The sequence below is a fragment of the Paenibacillus sp. FSL L8-0494 genome, assembly GCF_038003695.1.
In the GTDB taxonomy this organism is placed as follows: domain Bacteria; phylum Bacillota; class Bacilli; order Paenibacillales; family Paenibacillaceae; genus Paenibacillus_AQ; species Paenibacillus_AQ odorifer.
Genome location: NZ_JBBOPQ010000001.1, coordinates 6,596,469 through 6,612,276, shown reverse-complemented (window position 1 = coordinate 6,612,276; position 15,808 = coordinate 6,596,469). Strand labels below are relative to the sequence as shown.

Below are 15,808 nucleotides of genomic sequence, written 5' to 3'. Positions count from 1 at the left end.
CCGATCATGGGAGGTTTGCTGCTTTGTTTATTTCATTACTTTTCGAACCAGCTTCACTTTATTGCCATAAGGAGGATACACGATTCCGAGGTCGATCCGTGTTCCTCGCTTGACGATGCTTTTACGATGGGAGAAGACCTCAAAGCTATACTTCCCGTGATAACCCCCGATTCCAGAGTTTCCTACTCCACCAAACGGAAGATAAGTGCTCGCCACATGTGAGATCGTATCATTGATACACCCTCCCCCGAATGAGACCCTGGACAGCACCTCTTGTTCTACACTCTTATCGTCCGTAAATAGGTATAGTGCCAGTGGCTTTGGGTGTTCATTAATGCTCTGAATGGCCTCATCCAATTGATGATATTCCAATATTGGGAGGATCGGACCGAAGATCTCATCTTCCATAGCAGCATCCGTCCAAGTGGCAGGATAGATTAAAGTAGGCTCAATATAACGTTCTTCTGGCACGATGGTGCCGCCCATAATCACCTTGCTCTGATCACGCGCAATGAGGTCGGCAAGTCTTTGCAGCTGGCGATCATTCACGATCCGGCCGTAATCTGTATTAGGCTGTGCATCCTGACCGTAGAACTCAGTGATGTGATGTTTGATTTTGGTGATCAATTCTTTGGCAATATCCTTATGGACCAACAGATAATCCGGTGCGATACAGGTTTGGCCCGCGTTCAGCAGCTTGCCCCAGACAATCCGTTTCGCTGCAACATCAAGATTAGCGGTCTTATCAACAATAACCGGACTTTTCCCGCCAAGCTCCAAGGTTACAGGCACTAAATTTTTCGCTGCCGCTTCCATTACGATTTTGCCGACAGGCACACTGCCCGTAAAGAAAATATAATCAAATTTGGCGTGGATCAGCAAATTAGTGGTCTCTTTTTCACCCTGAATTACGCGGATATACTGCGGCTCGAAGGTCTCCTGAATAAGCTGCTCAACCACGGACGAGATTGCAGGTGTGCTCTCAGATGGCTTGAGGACAGCGCAGTTACCAGCGGCAATGGCGCCGATCAGGGGCTCAATTAGCAACTGAAATGGATAATTAAACGGGCCAATAATGAGCGTTGTGCCGTAAGGCTCACTTAAAATATAACTTTTTGCAGGAAATAAGTGCAGCGGGGATCTAACCTTTACAGGCTTCGCCCAACGCTTAAGATGTTTCATCATGTAGCCGATACTGTCCAGCGTAAAGCCGATTTCTGTGGCATAGGCTTCGAACTCACCTTTTCCTAAATCCTGTTGTAGTGCGGTGATGATTCGTCCTTCGTATTGTTTAATAATATTCTTAAGCTTGAGCAGCTGCTGGAGACGAAAAGAAACCTCCTTAGTTACGCCGCTATTAAAAAAATCCTTATGCTCTTCAAGCATTCCTTGAATGCTGTCAGCAGTATAGGTTGTCATTAATCTTTCCTCCATCCTTGTAAGAAGTTAGAGCACGAGACTCTATGGGAGTCGGTAAAAGGCGAACGGCTCGCCATAACGGAAGGAATCGCTGGCTTCCTCCAGCTTGGCCGAAGTTTCTTCATTAAGTACAAGCGAGGTACTAAGCAAATTTTGTTCCAGCTGTTCCACACGTGTAGCCCCGACAATAACCGTCGAGACGGCAGGCCGATTCATAAGCCAAGCTAAGGAGAGCGCAGTAGATGAGGTTTCCATTTTCTCAGCAATTTGGCTCACTTGGCTTCCGAGCTTGATCCGGTCATCATCAAGGAATCTTTTGAAATTAGGATCGGTATCTGCTCTGGACCCTGATGGGGCTGAATCGCTTGTATTATATTTGCCTGTGAGAATTCCGCCAGCTAGTGGAAAGTAAGGAATGATCCCTACCCCTTGATCCAGGCAGAGCGAAAGAAGCTCATTCTCCGGTGTCCGGTCTGCTAAGGAGTAGCTGCACTGAATTGAAATGTACTTGGTGAAGTTGCGTGCTTCACTAATCCCAATCGCCTTCATTAATTGCCATGCTGTATAGTTGGAGGCCCCGATATAACGGATTTTGCCCGAGGATACCATATCGTCCAAGGTTCGTAAGGTTTCTTCAAGCGGCGTATAGGGATCAAAGGTATGAATCTGGTACAGATCGATATAGTCCGTCTTTAGGCGGCGAAGGCTATCTTCAAGCTCCTGCAGCAAATGGCGACGGGAGGAGCCGCTGCCGTTGGGACCCTCATTTTTAACTAAACCTGCTTTAGTTGCGAGAACAGCCTCCTGTCTCCTACCTTCCAAGGCCAGACCAATGATTCGCTCGGATTCTGAGCCAGCGTAAATATTAGCAGTGTCTATGAAATTAATTCCATGATCAAGCGCAGCATGTACAATCTGAATGGAGGTCTCTTGATCCGCACGTTTGCCGAAAGCGTTCGTTCCCAGTCCTAATGCGGATACCTGTAATCCGCTATTTCCTAGTCTTTTAAAGTTCATCCTCAGCACTCCTTATCATCTATTCATTAATCCATTTATTTTTGAGTGAAAAGATCCAGCGCTGTCTCAATGAAGAGCTTTACAGCAATTGAAGTGTCGGCAAGCGAGCTGACCGCAATTTGGATATCTCTATAAGCATCCGGCTGCAGCTCACGGGTAACCACATTTGGAGGCAGAGATAACAAGGACAGTTCAGACATCACGCCGATTGCCAGCCCCTCCTGAACCATATTAAGAGCTGTTGCAAAGTTATTAACCACATATTTTACATTCAGATGGCTATTACTTCTGCGGAATAGCTCTACAACAGGCGGTTCATATCCTGCTTTGCAAATCAACATGGGCTCGTTCGCTAATTCTTTCACACATACAATGGATCGCTTTTGCAGGGGATGGTCATCTCTAAAAACGGCAAACAATTTCTCTCTATATAATGGAATGGTTTCGAATTCTGCACTGGGAGCGAGCAATAAGCCAACATCAATTTCTTTTGAATCCAGCCATTCTCTGACTTCAGCGATAGAGCCCTCCTGTAGGCTAATCGTAATGTTTGGATATCTTCTAGTGATAGAGCTAATAATCTTCGGTAGAAAATGAGCCGATGCCACAGGAAAAGCTCCAATGCGGATACTTCCTTTTTCAAGACCTCTCTCCGCGTAAATCTCCTGATTGACCTTATCAAAGCCCATTAGAATTTCACGGAAAATAACAAGAATACGTTTGCCGATATCCGTAAGCATCAGGCCATTACGCCGGTCTCGAAGCAAGAGCTTCACGTCTAATTCGGCTTCGAGGGACGAGATCGCCCGGCTGACCGCAGGCTGTGTCATATTCAGTTCTACACCAGCTTTAGTAAAGCTGCCGCTTTCGGCGATTTTGACGAATAAACGAATTTGAGTATTGTTCATAACAAATATGATATGCCCCTTATGATTATTATTCATTTCATTTATGCTCTTGTTTATTGTATCATTTGTGATGAATCTACACCAAGGAAGTGAACAAATGAATCAGCAGAAGAAAAGTATGATCCTTCTTATTTTTTTGGTGATTGTATGGGGCATTAATTGGCCTATATCCAAAATCGCCTTAGACTACGCTCCACCTCTATTATTTGCAGGTATTCGAACCGTCGTAGGCGGTATTATTCTGATTCTAATTGCACTGCCCAAGGTGAAGGAGCTTCGCTTCAAGCAGCTCTGGCCGATCTATCTGATCTCGGCGGTCCTTAGTATTGTGTTTTATTATGGATTTCAGACGATTGGCTTGCAGTATGTTCCGGCGGGATTGTTCTCATCGATTGTATTTTTGCAGCCTGTATTGTTAGGTATTTTTTCTTGGCTGTGGTTAGGTGAGAGCATGTACGGGCTTAAAATGGCTGGTTTGCTGCTTGGTTTTCTCGGGGTAGCCTCTCTTAGTATCGGTGGAATTAATGGGAGTATCTCCATATGGGGAATTGTGCTGGCTCTAGCCAGTGCCTTAAGCTGGGCATTAGGAACAATATATATGAAACGGAATGCTGTACGTGTGGATATGCTGTGGATGACGGCTATGCAAATCACGATCGGTGGCATCATTCTGCTACTTTCGGGATCAGCTACGGAGAAATGGTCGGATATCACCTGGAGTGGAACCTTTATTGTGGATACCTTGTTTATCGCAATCTTTGTTATTGCTCTGGGCTGGCTAATTTATTTCAAGCTGATTAACGAAGGAGAAGCAGGAAAAGTAGGTTCATTCACCTTCTTGATCCCCCTGATCTCGATAGCAACCAGCGTAGTTTTTTTGAAAGAGCAGATTACCATAAACCTTGTGATCGGATTATTGCTGATTGTCAGCAGTATTGTACTGGTAAATGTGAAGATAGGGCGTGCTGCCAAACAATCAGTCAGTTAAATTTGTTGGATGGTTGTAGTAACCAATCGTGCTAAAGGGCATTATGTCTAATAGGGATTGAACATAAAAAAAGGACACTCCCAAGCTTAGAGCTTCTGGGAGAGTCCTTTTTTAATTAAGCGTATAGCGCGTGTGATTTCAGCTGTTGAAGGCCGAGCTGCAACTACGTAAGTAGCAGAACTAGCACGTTCCACTTCTTCGAGTACCCGGTTTAAGTGACTGAAGAGCGCTCCTAGATCACGAACAGATGACAGCGAGCACCGTCCTTGCAGTTCAGAGAAGCTGGCCGCCTGCAAGTCGCGGGCACGATGCAGACAATCTGTAAGTGAACGTTGGCATTCAACCTTGGATAAGGTCTTCGTACCATAAACAGCTATACAATCGGCTGTTGCCTCCAGCACTTCCAGCATCCAGTCAGAATTGGCATGATGTGCTGGCAGCAAGCAAATATCGTCGGAAATTTCTTTAACATAGGAATGAATGGTCTTTAGATGTGCTGTGGCTTGTATAAGCCCCTTTAGATCACCACGACACTGATAATGAGCAATGGTGTAGAACATTTCCTTCTGTTGTTGATTGCTGGCAGACAGCAGTTTACCTGCTTGCTCCAGCATATTATTATCCTTTGAAGAGTCTCGTCTTATGCCTACGAGGCCTTTTAATGCATCCGAAAGTAGAAGGCTTCCATCGAGTGCCAATGCTTTTACCTTGACGAACCTGTTTGGTGGAACGATAATCATATTGATGATCAAGGCAATGAGCACACCAATAAAGGTTTCGGCGACTCTCCACAGCACGTAATCATTGTGATAAAAGGTAAGGGCCAGAACCGAGGTCACCCCGACCTGCGAAACCGCTTGGATATTCATCCGACAGGCTGTGGCAATTCCGATCCCGATGAGCAGAATTAGCAGAATGGAAAATGCACCTACATCGAAGAATTGGCCTACAATCAGGCTGACAATTCCACCGATAATAATGCCGATCAGGCGGTAGATTCCTTTTTCGAGTGATGCCTTCACACTGGCTTGAGTAATGAGAATGGCTGCAAGCGGTGCAAAGTATAGATATTGGTCACCATATAAACTGTGTACGGCTACCCAGGATAGTGATGCGGCAAGCGTAATTCGTATCATGTAAAGTGAGAATCCATATTTTTCAAGGCGGTCTAGTAACCCCTCGTTCATTATCATTCATCTTCTTTCGCAAAAATAAGAAAACCACACTGGCTTTTCAGTTCGTTTTCATTATAGCACCTCAAAAAGGGCATGGAAGACTGGACTTTTTACAAACTTGTTAAGTTTATGCTTAGCATTTAACAATGTAAGCTATCGCATATAATGGTACAATCTAATATGCTATATCTATTGGAGCGTCGAAGGAGAGGGGAAATTGTCGCTTATTAGCGCTGAGCATACCCATTTCGATTGTTCTCCGCAAGATGCGGGTAAAATAGTATTGTATTACTAAGGTAAGGGAGGTTGTTAGCTATAGCTATTCAGGAAGGTACCATCATTTCATTTGAAGAAGTTACTAAGCAATATGACGACGAAGATCCGGTGTTAAAAGGAGTCAGCTTTGAGATAGAGCGCGGCAAATTCTATACACTACTTGGTCCATCTGGCTGTGGTAAAACAACTATTCTTCGATTGATCGCCGGGTTCGCTGAGCCAACGAGCGGTTCTATCTATTTAAATGGAAAAGTAATTAACCACATTCCCGCCAATGAGCGGCAGGTCAATACGGTATTTCAGGATTACGCATTGTTTCCGCACCTGAACGTATTCGAGAATGTGGCTTTCGGACTGCGTATTAAGAAGCTTAAGAAGGACGTAATCACGAAGAAGGTACAGGAAGCGCTAAGCTTCGTTAACCTTGTGGGTTATGAGCAGCGTGCGATTAACGAAATGTCCGGCGGTCAGCGCCAGCGGGTCGCCATTGCCCGGGCGATTGTTAATGAGCCACAGGTTCTATTGCTGGACGAGCCTCTATCGGCGCTAGACCTCAAGCTGCGCACGGAGATGCAGTACATACTGCGGGAAATGCAGCAGCGGCTAGGGATTACCTTTATTTTTGTAACCCATGACCAGGAAGAGGCACTCGCGATGTCCGACTGGATTTTTGTCATGAATAAAGGAAAAATCGAGCAAAGCGGCACTCCTAATGATATTTACGATGAGCCGATTAACCGTTTTGTAGCGGATTTTATTGGCGAATCGAACATTGTGCCGGGAGTTATGATCGAGGATTATCTGGTGGAGTTTAACGGCCGCCGCTTCGAATGTTTCGATGCCGGGCTGAAACCGAATGAATCCGTAGAGATTGTTATTCGTCCTGAGGATTTGGAAATTTCTACGCTGGAACAGGGTAAACTACGTGTGCGGGTTGATTCCCAGCTGTTCCGGGGCGTGCATTATGAAATCAGTTGTTATGATGAATCCGGGCATGAATGGCTTGTGCATTCTACACGTAAGGCGACTGTAGGCAGTGAAATTGGCCTTTATTTTGATCCGGAAGCGATCCATGTTATGCGTTTCGGTGAAACGGAGGAAGAATTCGACAGACGTCTGGAAGCTTATGGCGAGGTGGAGAGTCATGAAGAATAAGGGCAAATCGTACTATCTCATCCCTTATTACCTCTGGATCGCATTGTTTGTAATTGCACCGGTAGTGCTTGTCATCTACTATTCGTTATTTGATTTGGATGGCCATATTACTCTGGATAATTACGTCAGTTTCTTCACCCCTGTATATTTGAAAATGACGCTGACCTCGTTCTGGTACGCGTTTCTGATTACAGCATTCTCTTTGCTGGTTGCTTATCCGGCGGCTTATCTACTGACAAGAACCAAACATAAGCAGCTGTGGTTATTGCTGATTATTTTGCCGACATGGATTAATTTGCTGCTAAAAACCTACGCTTTTATAGGGATATTCGGTACATTTGGTCCGATCAATAATTTCTTTGATCTGCTTGGAATCGGAGAACAGCAAATTTTGTTTACGGGCTTCAGCTTTGTATTTGTATCTGTCTATATTTTTATCCCGTTTATGATCCTGCCGATATACAGCGCTTTGGAGGATTTGAATTTATCCTTGCTGGATGCGGCACGTGATTTGGGGGCTTCGGGCTGGACCACGTTTAGACGTGTTATTTTTCCGCTGACCATTTCGGGAGTACGCTCAGGCTGTATGGCAGTATTCATACCGGCGCTGTCCCTATTTATGATCACCCGTCTGATTGCAGGCAACAGGGTCATTACGCTGGGCACCGCAATTGAGCAGCATTTCCTGGTCACTCAGGACTGGGGCATGGGTTCTACAGTTGCAGTGTTTCTGATTGCCATTATGGCGCTGTTTATGATTATCACAGGCGGATCGCGGAAAGGGGCGCGGAATGAGAAATAAAAATGGATTCTCTAACCTCTACCTAGTTCTGGTGTTCATTGTTCTGTATGCACCTATCTTCTATTTAATGTACTATTCGTTCAACAGTGGGGGGACGATGCATAAGTTCGAGGGCTTTACGCTGGATTACTACCGTGAGGTAGTCCAAGATAAGCGCCTGATCATCATCGTAATCAATACGCTTGTGATCGCGCTGCTATCCTCGGCTATTGCGACCCTTATCGCTATTATTGGTGCGCTGGCCATTAAAAGTGTGCAGAATCGCCGCGCTAAGAACACCTTGCTGTCACTGAATAACGTGCTGATCGTCAGTCCAGATGTCATTATTGGTGCTTCATTCCTCATCCTGTTCACCATTGCTGGCATCAAGCTGGGCTTCGCGTCTGTTCTGCTTTCACACGTTGCATTCAGTGTGCCGATTGCCGTATTGATGATTTTGCCGCATCTACAGGAAATGAGCCCTACGTTGACGGATGCAGCCCGTGATCTTGGGGCAAGCCGTAAGGATGTGCTGACTAAAGTTATTTTGCCGATTATTAAACCAGGGATATTCAGCGGATTTTTTATGGCGCTTACGTATTCACTGGATGACTTTGCAGTTACATTCTTCGTAACAGGCAACGGTTATTCGACGTTATCGGTTGAGATATACTCTAGAGCTCGACAAGGGGTATCGCTATCGATTAATGCGCTGTCGACACTGATCTTCCTGTTCACCATTCTGCTTGTGGTTGGTTATTACTTCCTGACCCTTAAGAAAAATCGTCATAACACAGCAGAAGCTGTGGCGGAGCCTGTTGCAGAAGCGGGGGTGCCTAGATGAAACAGCTGATAAATGCTTTTCTGGCGATCCTTATCACAGCATTTGCGCTTATGTACTTGGGCTCTTGGATGAATTCGAGAGAGGGATATTCGGGTGGAAACACACTGACTATCTATAACTGGGGCGACTATGTTGATCCGGATCTATTGAAGGAATTTGAAAAAGAGACCGGCTTAACAGTCATTTATCAAACCTTCGATTCCAATGAAGCTATGTTGACCAAGGTTGAGCAGGGTGGAACTACCTTTGATGTTGTAATCCCTTCGGATTATGCCATTGCTAAGATGAAAGAAGAAGATCTGCTCATCCCGCTGGATCATAGCAAGATTTCGAATCTAAAGAATATTGATTCACGGTTTATGGACCTTTCGTTTGATCCAGACAACAAATATTCCGTGCCTTATTTCTGGGGGACCGTCGGGATTATTTTCAATCCGGAAATGACCAAGGGCATGGACTTCACCAGCTGGGATTCTCTCTGGGACAGCAGACTGCATAATAGCATCTTCCTGGTGGACGGAGCCCGTGAAGTGATGGGCATGGCTTTGAACAGCCTGCATTATTCTGTTAATGACAAGGATGAGGCACATCTGCAAGAAGCACTGACCAAGCTCAACAAGTTGTCTCCTAACGTGAAGGCGATTGTCGGTGATGAGATCAAGATGCTGCTGGCAAATGAAGAAGCTGCGGTTGGGATTGTCTGGTCCGGCGATGCTTCCGAGATCATGGACGAGAATGATAAGCTGGATTATGTAGTACCGGAAGAAGGTTCGAATAAGTGGTTTGATAACATGGTTATCCCTCGGACAGCGAAAAACGTGGATGGAGCGCATCAGTTCATCAACTTCATGCTCCGCCCAGACGTTGCTGCTAAGAATGCAGAATATGTAGGTTATTCCACGCCTAACATTCCTGCGCTGGAGCTGCTTCCTGAGGAAACTTCTGAGGATACCCGTTTCTATCCACCTGCTGAAATTACGGACCGGCTTGAAGTATACGACAACCTTGGCAAACGGATGCTTGCTCATTATAATGAGCTGTTCCTAATGTTTAAGATGAATAAGAAGTAAGCTGACTAAAGCTAGAGCTAAAGCGAAACGACATTAAGAGCGTCTACATACGGGTAACCGTGTTAGACGCTCTTTTTCGGTTTGATCATCGTGTAGTCTCAAGACAACAGGCAGTTTAGCCGAAAGTATAATATAGTATAATAGTAAGAATGGACAACAGGAAAAGAGGAAACGAATGCCTACTATACTGGTTGCTGACGACGATGCGAACATTCGCGAACTTGTCTGTTTATTTCTCCGCAACGACGGATTCGAAACAGTTGAAGCTGTGGATGGCAAGGAAGCGCTCGCCGTATATGCTGGAACACATGTCGATCTTGTCGTGCTGGATATTATGATGCCAAATATGGATGGTTGGATGCTTTGTAAGGAGCTCCGCAGAGCTAATCCTGATCTTCCATTACTTATATTGACTGCCAGAGGCGAAACCTGGGAGAAAGTGAAGGGTTTCGAATTAGGCACGGACGATTATTTAACTAAACCCTTCGATCCTTTGGAGCTGACGGTTCGTGTTAGGTCATTGCTGAAACGATATCGGATTGGCTCCACGCAGATGATCCAAATTGGCAATGTAATGCTTGATCGGCAGACCTATAAGGTGATGAGAGGCACGGAGTCATTTGCCTTACCCCTCAAAGAGTTCGAATTGCTTTACAAGCTTGCTGGAACACCCGGACAAGTCTATACGCGCGAGCAGTTGATCGATCAAATTTGGGGAATTGATTATGCTGGAGATGATCGGACGATTGATGTGCATATCAAACGCCTGCGTGAACGCTTTGCGACTACCCCTGATTTTCGTATTGAGACGGTTCGTGGACTTGGCTACAGGCTTGAGGTGTACGAATGATTAGATCCATATATACACGCGTTGTCCTGACCTTCCTTGCCTCTGTAATCGGGGGTACAATCATTGCTTTATTTGTGGCAACTTGGGTATTCGAAGATAAACTGAACGAGAACATGCGGATTCCTTTATTGCATTTTGGGCAGGATATTGTCAGGATTTATGAGACCTTTCCATTTCGTGAAGCCAACTCTTTCGTAAGTGGAATGAAGCAGCTTGATTCCTACCATATCCGAATATTCGATGAAGCGGGTAAATTCCAATCTTATGGAACGCTTAATGGGCACAAGCCGGTCCCTGTAACTATGGAAGAAATAAAAAAAGTTCTCGCAGGAGAAGTTTATCAACCTCATAACAGGAATATTTCTGCGCTTCTCCTAGGCTTGCAGTTGAGAACGGAAGACGGCACCAAAGCGATGTTTGTGGAGACGCTTAATCCCCCTTCCATCACTGCCAGAAGGAATTTGGTATTAAATTTCTTACTCTATTCATTGATAGCTGGAAGCCTCTTGATTCTGGTAGCCGCGATGTTCTTAGTCAGACCTATTAAGAAGCTAACCAAAGCGACTAGACGGATAGCAGCTGGTGATTTTAACGTCGAGCTGAATATTAAGCAAACCGGTGAGCTAGGTACCTTGGCTCGCAGCTTTGAAGAAATGATGCACGATCTGCAGCAGCTTGAGCAGATGCGTAAAGAGTTTGTATCCAATGTGTCGCATGAGGTTCAGTCTCCGCTCACTTCAATATCTGGGTATGCGATTGCGCTCAAGCGAGTAGATCTTGCAGAACAAGAGCGAAATCGTTACCTCGATATTATTATCGCTGAAGCAGAGCGGATGTCTAAAATGAGTGACAGTCTGCTGAAGCTGAGTTTATTAGAATCGCAGTCACAACAGCTACGGCTAATTACATTCAACCTGGACGAACAGATAAGAAGAGTAATCGTAGCGATTCAGCCGCAATGGGCGGCTCGTAACATCAGCTTCGACCTTGATCTGAAGCCTATTATCCTACTGGCTGATTATGACCTGTTAAGTCAGGTATGGACTAATCTCCTTGGCAACAGCATTAAGTTCTCTAAGGATAACAGTGTAATTAACGTCAGCCTCAAACAAGATATCAACAACGTGACCGTTCGGATAACAGACACTGGCATCGGGATTTCACTTGAGGATCAGCAACGTATATTTGAACGGTTCTTTAAGGCTGATCGATCCCACAGTCGTAAATATGGTGGCAGCGGGATGGGACTTGCCATTGTTAAACAGATCGTAACGCTTCATAAAGGGGATATCCGCGTGGAAAGCGAACCCGGTCAAGGAACGACCATCGTTGTCACCCTGCCAATTATAGCGCCGACAGAGTAATTAGCTTCCAAGCGGTGCCTTGCGAGGGCTTGAATGCATCCCGCATTTTTCATTGCTACAGCAGCACAGGCAAGTCTTCTTGTCTTGTGCTGCCGTAGCATTTTTTTTACCTGTTTATTTTCAGTTCATATTGTCGTCATGAGGGGTACATCTTTGTTAGTTATGATCTCATTAGCAAAACGTTAATGGAGCTTAATAAATAGATTAAAGACAGGGGAAGATGAGGGTGACACAACAAGCGGACAAAAAAACGGGGAATGGACAGAAAAAACATAAACTGCGTAACCTGTTACTCAAAATATTAGGAGCAATAGTGATCGTGGTCGTACTTTTTCTAGCCGTTGTCTATACAGTTAATGTGATCAGCAACAAAACAGATCAGAAAAAAATACAGCACTATGGTCAGTTAGTCCCTGTTGACGGGAAAAATATGAATGTTTTGATTCAAGGAGAAGGTAAACAGACGATCGTGCTCATACCAGGCTTTGGAACAGGAGCACCAGCACTTGATTTTAAGCCGTTGATTGATGAGTTATCACCATTCTACAAAGTGGTGGCGGTTGAACCGTTTGGGTATGGACTCAGTGATGAAACGAAAAAAGAACGAACCACAGAGAATATCGTTAGTGAAATTCATGAAGCCGTTCAGAATCTTAACATTGACCAATACATTCTAATGGGCCACTCGATTGGAGGTATTTATGGATTGGAATATGCGAAGAAATATCCAAACGAAGTGAGTGCTTTTGTGGGTATTGATAGTAGTGTTCCGGAGCAAGGCGGTATGGATGTTAAATTCCCAATTAAAAAATTAAAGCTGCTTAAAGATTCAGGGATTATAAGATTGGGCTTGCAATTAAGCGGTGACCCTTATGATGGACTGCCATTTGATGATGAAACCAAAAAACAAATGAAATTGATTTCGCTTAAAAATATGAACAATTCCACTACCTTAAATGAAATGGAACATATTTATCCTAACTTTGTTGCCTCCAGAGGCTTAAAATTCGACAAGAATCTTCCCATTATCTTCTTTATACAAGCAAATAATACTACTGTGAAAGACTGGATCCCTCTGCATGAAGGGCAAGTCAAGGATTCTGTGCATGGAAAAGTAATGACATTTGAAGGCGGACATTACTTACATCATTCAAAATCGAAAGAAATCGTAGAGAACCTAAGGGTATTCATGGAAGAAGTTAAATAAAAAGAAGAAAACGCTCCGAACTCCTCATATGAGGGGGCGGGGCGTTTTTTTGGTTGTGATCGAAGATTATTTGATGCCGATTCTCATTCGGTAGCTGATCAGAACCTCTAATGTTCTGCCTTGAAAATGCTGTTCAACCGCGGCGGTGTAAGCGGCGATATCTTGCTCAAGCAAGGTAGCGTCTAGTTTCATTACGGTTTGCACTCCCCCTTGACTTAGGGTTAAACCGATATATCGCTGGGCATCGCAGGACTCTAGGTTGTGGAATACGATTTCTCTGGCAAAAGAGAAGGCCCCACTAGCTTTGATCTGTGACAAATGGCCTTCTTTGTCCCATTTATGTGCTCTCTCCTCATTAGGCAAAAGCGAAGCCAGCAATTCTTCTGTTTTGGAGATCAGTTGGTTGTATCGTTCTTCTACATTTTGCTGAAGAGATAAAGGCCAATCGCAATCGTAGGCGGCAAAGACTCCGCCTTTTTTTAAGACCCGGGAGATTTCTTGCAGTGTACTCTCAGGGTCCATCCAGTGGAATGATTGTGAGCAGGTAACTATGTCTACACTATCTGATGCAAGCGGAAGCTGGTTAGAGTAGCCTTGCACAAAAGTAATTGATTGGGGTTCTTCTAATCTGCTAAGTTTATCGATTGCTTTTCCCAACATATCTGGATTGGGTTCGATACCGATTACGCGGTCTGCGGCATCGTTCCAGAGAAAAGTAGACAAACCCGTACCGCAGCCTATATCTGCGACGAGTGAAGGGGTGGTACCCAAGTAATCTGTTAGCAATTTGATAATCATCACAGGGGCTTCGGGACGGTAGCGGTCATATTCATCTTGAAAGCCCAGAAAGCGGTCGATGTTTTGTTTGCTGTTTTTTTTAGGTATCATGTGATCCTCCCTCATAGATCATGTTTATAGTCTATTGTATAATCACTGGTTCGATAAGCCAAATAATGGCTGGCTGGGAATGTTACGTAGAATAAATAAAATCCCCGGAGAACACCTTTTAGGTGTAGCCGGGGATTGTTAAACTATCTAGTAAATGTTAACGAAGCAGTGCTGGATCGATTGCAGGCACAAGTCCTTCTGCCGCAGCACGATCAAGCAGGGCAGAGATTGCGGCATAGCCGTCATCACCCAGATTCATCGAGAAGTCATTCACGTAGAGATCGATGTGGGATTTAGCCACTTCAGGAGCCAACTCTTGAGCATGGCTAAGCACATAGTCTCTGGAATCCGTTGGATGATCCCACGCATACTGAAGAGAGCTGCGAATCCAGCCGGTGATAGCATCGGCATCTAAATCACGGCGGGCAATGATAGCGCCGAGAGGAATGGGCAGTCCGGTATCGCTTTCCCACCAGCTGCCTAAATCAGTCAGCATATTAAGACCATACGAGGCGTAAGTGAAGCGGGCTTCGTGAATTACCAGCCCTGCATCGATATGGCCATCCCGTACGGCAGGCATAATCTCATCGAAAGGCATTACGACTATTTCGCCGATGCCTCCAGTTACATTTTGTGCTGCCCATAATCGGAAAAGCAAATAAGCCGTAGAGCGTTCGCTAGGCACAGCAATCCGGCGTCCGGCTAGCTTTTCTGGGCGTTTGATCGCATGGGGTCCACTTGCTGTAAGCAGCAGCGGGCCGCAGCCGCGACCTAAAGCGCCGCCGCATGGCAGCAGTTTGTACCGCTCCAGAACCCAAGGCAGAGCAGCGTAGGAGATTTTGAGGACTTCTGGTCCTTCTCCGTCAGCGGCCAGCGTATTGGTAATATCAATGTCAGCATAGGTTACATTCAGCCTAGGTGCATTCGGGACAAGCCCGTGCGCCCAGGCATGAAATACAAAGGTATCGTTAGGGCAAGGGGAAAAAGCGATATTAAGCTCAGTTGTCATTACAGCACCTCCAGTAATATAGCGGCTGCCGCCGTTATTGCTTCCATTGCATCACCGATCTTCCATGCGGCCCGGTCGCGGGGACCGACCGGGTTCGAGATGGCGCGGAGCTCCAGTACCGGGAGCCCCAGCGCCTGGGCGGCCACGGCGACTCCGTGGCCTTCCATCGCTTCCGCGACGGCATGGGGATGCCGCGCGAGATGGGCGGCGGCCGTCTCCGCGGTGCCGGTCGCCGTCGAGACCGTAAGCACGGTGCCCGTGCTTACGGGTAACCCGGCCGCTGTCAGCGCGGCCGAAACCGCTTGCACCGTGCCGCGGTCAGCCGGCACGGACACACTGCCGAAGCCGAGCTCGGCAGCGCTGCGGAAGCCCTCCGGCGTCTCGGCCCCGAGGTCGGCGGCAATCATCTCGCTGGCTACAACCAGCGAGCCTAAAGGTGCCAGCCCCGGGAATCCGCCGCCGATCCCGACGCTCAATACGCAGCCGTAAGAACCGGCTGCGAGTGCCGCAGCGGTTCCCGCCGCCGCCGCTGCCGGCCCTGCGCCGGCAGCGATAACATGGAACCTGTCGCTGCCTTGCAGGCCGCGCAGGACCGCGTCACGCTCCGCGTCTACGGCTGTCACGATCAGCACGCGTCGTGCTCCAGCCTGCCCTTCCATAGCTTCTTCGGTAGGGGTTGGATTGAACGAACTCATCAGGTCGCCTCCTTTAGGGTATTGAAATCGCTTACTAAAGAGTCATTCGTAAAGACAAGAATACGCCCTTTTATAGGTCAGGTCAAACTTGGGGTGATTTTTATCACTCCCTGTAAAGTGTCAAAGGAAACTTACCGGTCTCTAGACGGAAGTGACTTTTTT

15 protein-coding genes are annotated in these 15,808 nt (G+C 46.1%); 8 read left to right on the top strand and 7 right to left on the bottom strand.

Features of this window, described 5'->3' with window-relative positions:
- Window positions 1-27: 27 nt before the first annotated feature.
- Genes NYE35_RS29815 through NYE35_RS29805 form a run of 3 tightly spaced genes read right to left on the bottom strand, consistent with a single transcriptional unit; the run spans window position 28 to window position 3,380 of the window.
- Window positions 28-1,419, bottom strand: a complete 1,392-nt coding sequence (locus NYE35_RS29815; protein WP_094900975.1) for an aldehyde dehydrogenase — start codon at window positions 1,417-1,419, stop codon at window positions 28-30.
- 42 nt (window positions 1,420-1,461) lie between these two features.
- On the bottom strand, window positions 1,462-2,436 hold the full coding sequence (locus NYE35_RS29810; protein WP_036682100.1) for an aldo/keto reductase: 975 nt from the start codon (window positions 2,434-2,436) through the stop codon (window positions 1,462-1,464).
- A gap of 35 nt (window positions 2,437-2,471) precedes the next feature.
- Window positions 2,472-3,380 (bottom strand): LysR family transcriptional regulator, encoded by a 909-nt coding sequence (locus NYE35_RS29805; RefSeq protein WP_341122358.1) that lies wholly within the window; start codon window positions 3,378-3,380, stop codon window positions 2,472-2,474.
- 61 nt (window positions 3,381-3,441) lie between these two features.
- Here NYE35_RS29805 and NYE35_RS29800 point away from each other — a divergent pair, with 61 nt between their 5' ends.
- Window positions 3,442-4,332 (top strand): DMT family transporter, encoded by an 891-nt coding sequence (locus tag NYE35_RS29800; RefSeq protein ID WP_036682097.1) that lies wholly within the window; start codon window positions 3,442-3,444, stop codon window positions 4,330-4,332.
- An 86-nt stretch (window positions 4,333-4,418) separates the two neighbouring features.
- Here the strand turns inward: NYE35_RS29800 and NYE35_RS29795 are convergent, their stop codons facing one another.
- Window positions 4,419-5,519 (bottom strand): FUSC family protein, encoded by a 1,101-nt coding sequence (locus tag NYE35_RS29795; RefSeq protein ID WP_076105065.1) that lies wholly within the window; start codon window positions 5,517-5,519, stop codon window positions 4,419-4,421.
- 309 nt (window positions 5,520-5,828) lie between these two features.
- On the opposite strand from NYE35_RS29795, the gene NYE35_RS29790 reads away from it, so the two are divergent.
- The 7 genes from NYE35_RS29790 to NYE35_RS29760 all read left to right on the top strand — a co-directional run bounded on the left by NYE35_RS29790 (window position 5,829) and on the right by NYE35_RS29760 (window position 13,054).
- Window positions 5,829-6,938 (top strand): ABC transporter ATP-binding protein, encoded by a 1,110-nt coding sequence (locus NYE35_RS29790; RefSeq protein ID WP_036682445.1) that lies wholly within the window; start codon window positions 5,829-5,831, stop codon window positions 6,936-6,938.
- Complete coding sequence (locus NYE35_RS29785; RefSeq protein WP_036682096.1) at window positions 6,928-7,740, top strand: ABC transporter permease; 813 nt, start codon at window positions 6,928-6,930, stop codon at window positions 7,738-7,740. The genes NYE35_RS29790 and NYE35_RS29785 overlap by 11 nt, the downstream gene beginning before the upstream one ends.
- Window positions 7,730-8,563, top strand: a complete 834-nt coding sequence (locus NYE35_RS29780) for an ABC transporter permease (protein ID WP_036682094.1) — start codon at window positions 7,730-7,732, stop codon at window positions 8,561-8,563. Before NYE35_RS29785 ends, NYE35_RS29780 begins: the two co-directional genes overlap by 11 nt.
- Window positions 8,560-9,633: an ABC transporter substrate-binding protein gene (locus NYE35_RS29775; RefSeq protein ID WP_076272935.1), complete on the top strand. Its 1,074-nt coding sequence runs from the start codon at window positions 8,560-8,562 to the stop codon at window positions 9,631-9,633. The genes NYE35_RS29780 and NYE35_RS29775 overlap by 4 nt, the downstream gene beginning before the upstream one ends.
- Window positions 9,634-9,808: 175 nt before the next feature.
- Window positions 9,809-10,483, top strand: a complete 675-nt coding sequence (locus NYE35_RS29770; RefSeq protein ID WP_076105063.1) for a response regulator transcription factor — start codon at window positions 9,809-9,811, stop codon at window positions 10,481-10,483.
- Window positions 10,480-11,847 (top strand): sensor histidine kinase, encoded by a 1,368-nt coding sequence (locus NYE35_RS29765; RefSeq protein WP_094900967.1) that lies wholly within the window; start codon window positions 10,480-10,482, stop codon window positions 11,845-11,847. The genes NYE35_RS29770 and NYE35_RS29765 overlap by 4 nt, the downstream gene beginning before the upstream one ends.
- A 226-nt stretch (window positions 11,848-12,073) precedes the next feature.
- On the top strand, window positions 12,074-13,054 hold the full coding sequence (locus NYE35_RS29760; RefSeq protein WP_076105062.1) for an alpha/beta hydrolase: 981 nt from the start codon (window positions 12,074-12,076) through the stop codon (window positions 13,052-13,054).
- A gap of 66 nt (window positions 13,055-13,120) precedes the next feature.
- On the opposite strand, the gene NYE35_RS29755 is transcribed toward NYE35_RS29760, so the two are convergent.
- From NYE35_RS29755 to NYE35_RS29745, 3 genes are all read right to left on the bottom strand, one after another.
- On the bottom strand, window positions 13,121-13,942 hold the full coding sequence (locus tag NYE35_RS29755; protein WP_094900965.1) for a class I SAM-dependent methyltransferase: 822 nt from the start codon (window positions 13,940-13,942) through the stop codon (window positions 13,121-13,123).
- A 157-nt stretch (window positions 13,943-14,099) separates the two neighbouring features.
- Entirely contained in the window at window positions 14,100-14,951 is an 852-nt protein-coding gene (locus tag NYE35_RS29750; protein WP_038573726.1) for a 1,4-dihydroxy-6-naphthoate synthase, read from the bottom strand.
- Window positions 14,951-15,646 carry a futalosine hydrolase gene (locus NYE35_RS29745; RefSeq protein ID WP_176462529.1) on the bottom strand — a complete coding sequence of 232 codons (696 nt, stop codon included), beginning with the start codon at window positions 15,644-15,646 and terminating at the stop codon, window positions 14,951-14,953. The genes NYE35_RS29750 and NYE35_RS29745 overlap by 1 nt, the downstream gene beginning before the upstream one ends.
- Window positions 15,647-15,808 lie beyond the last annotated feature (162 nt).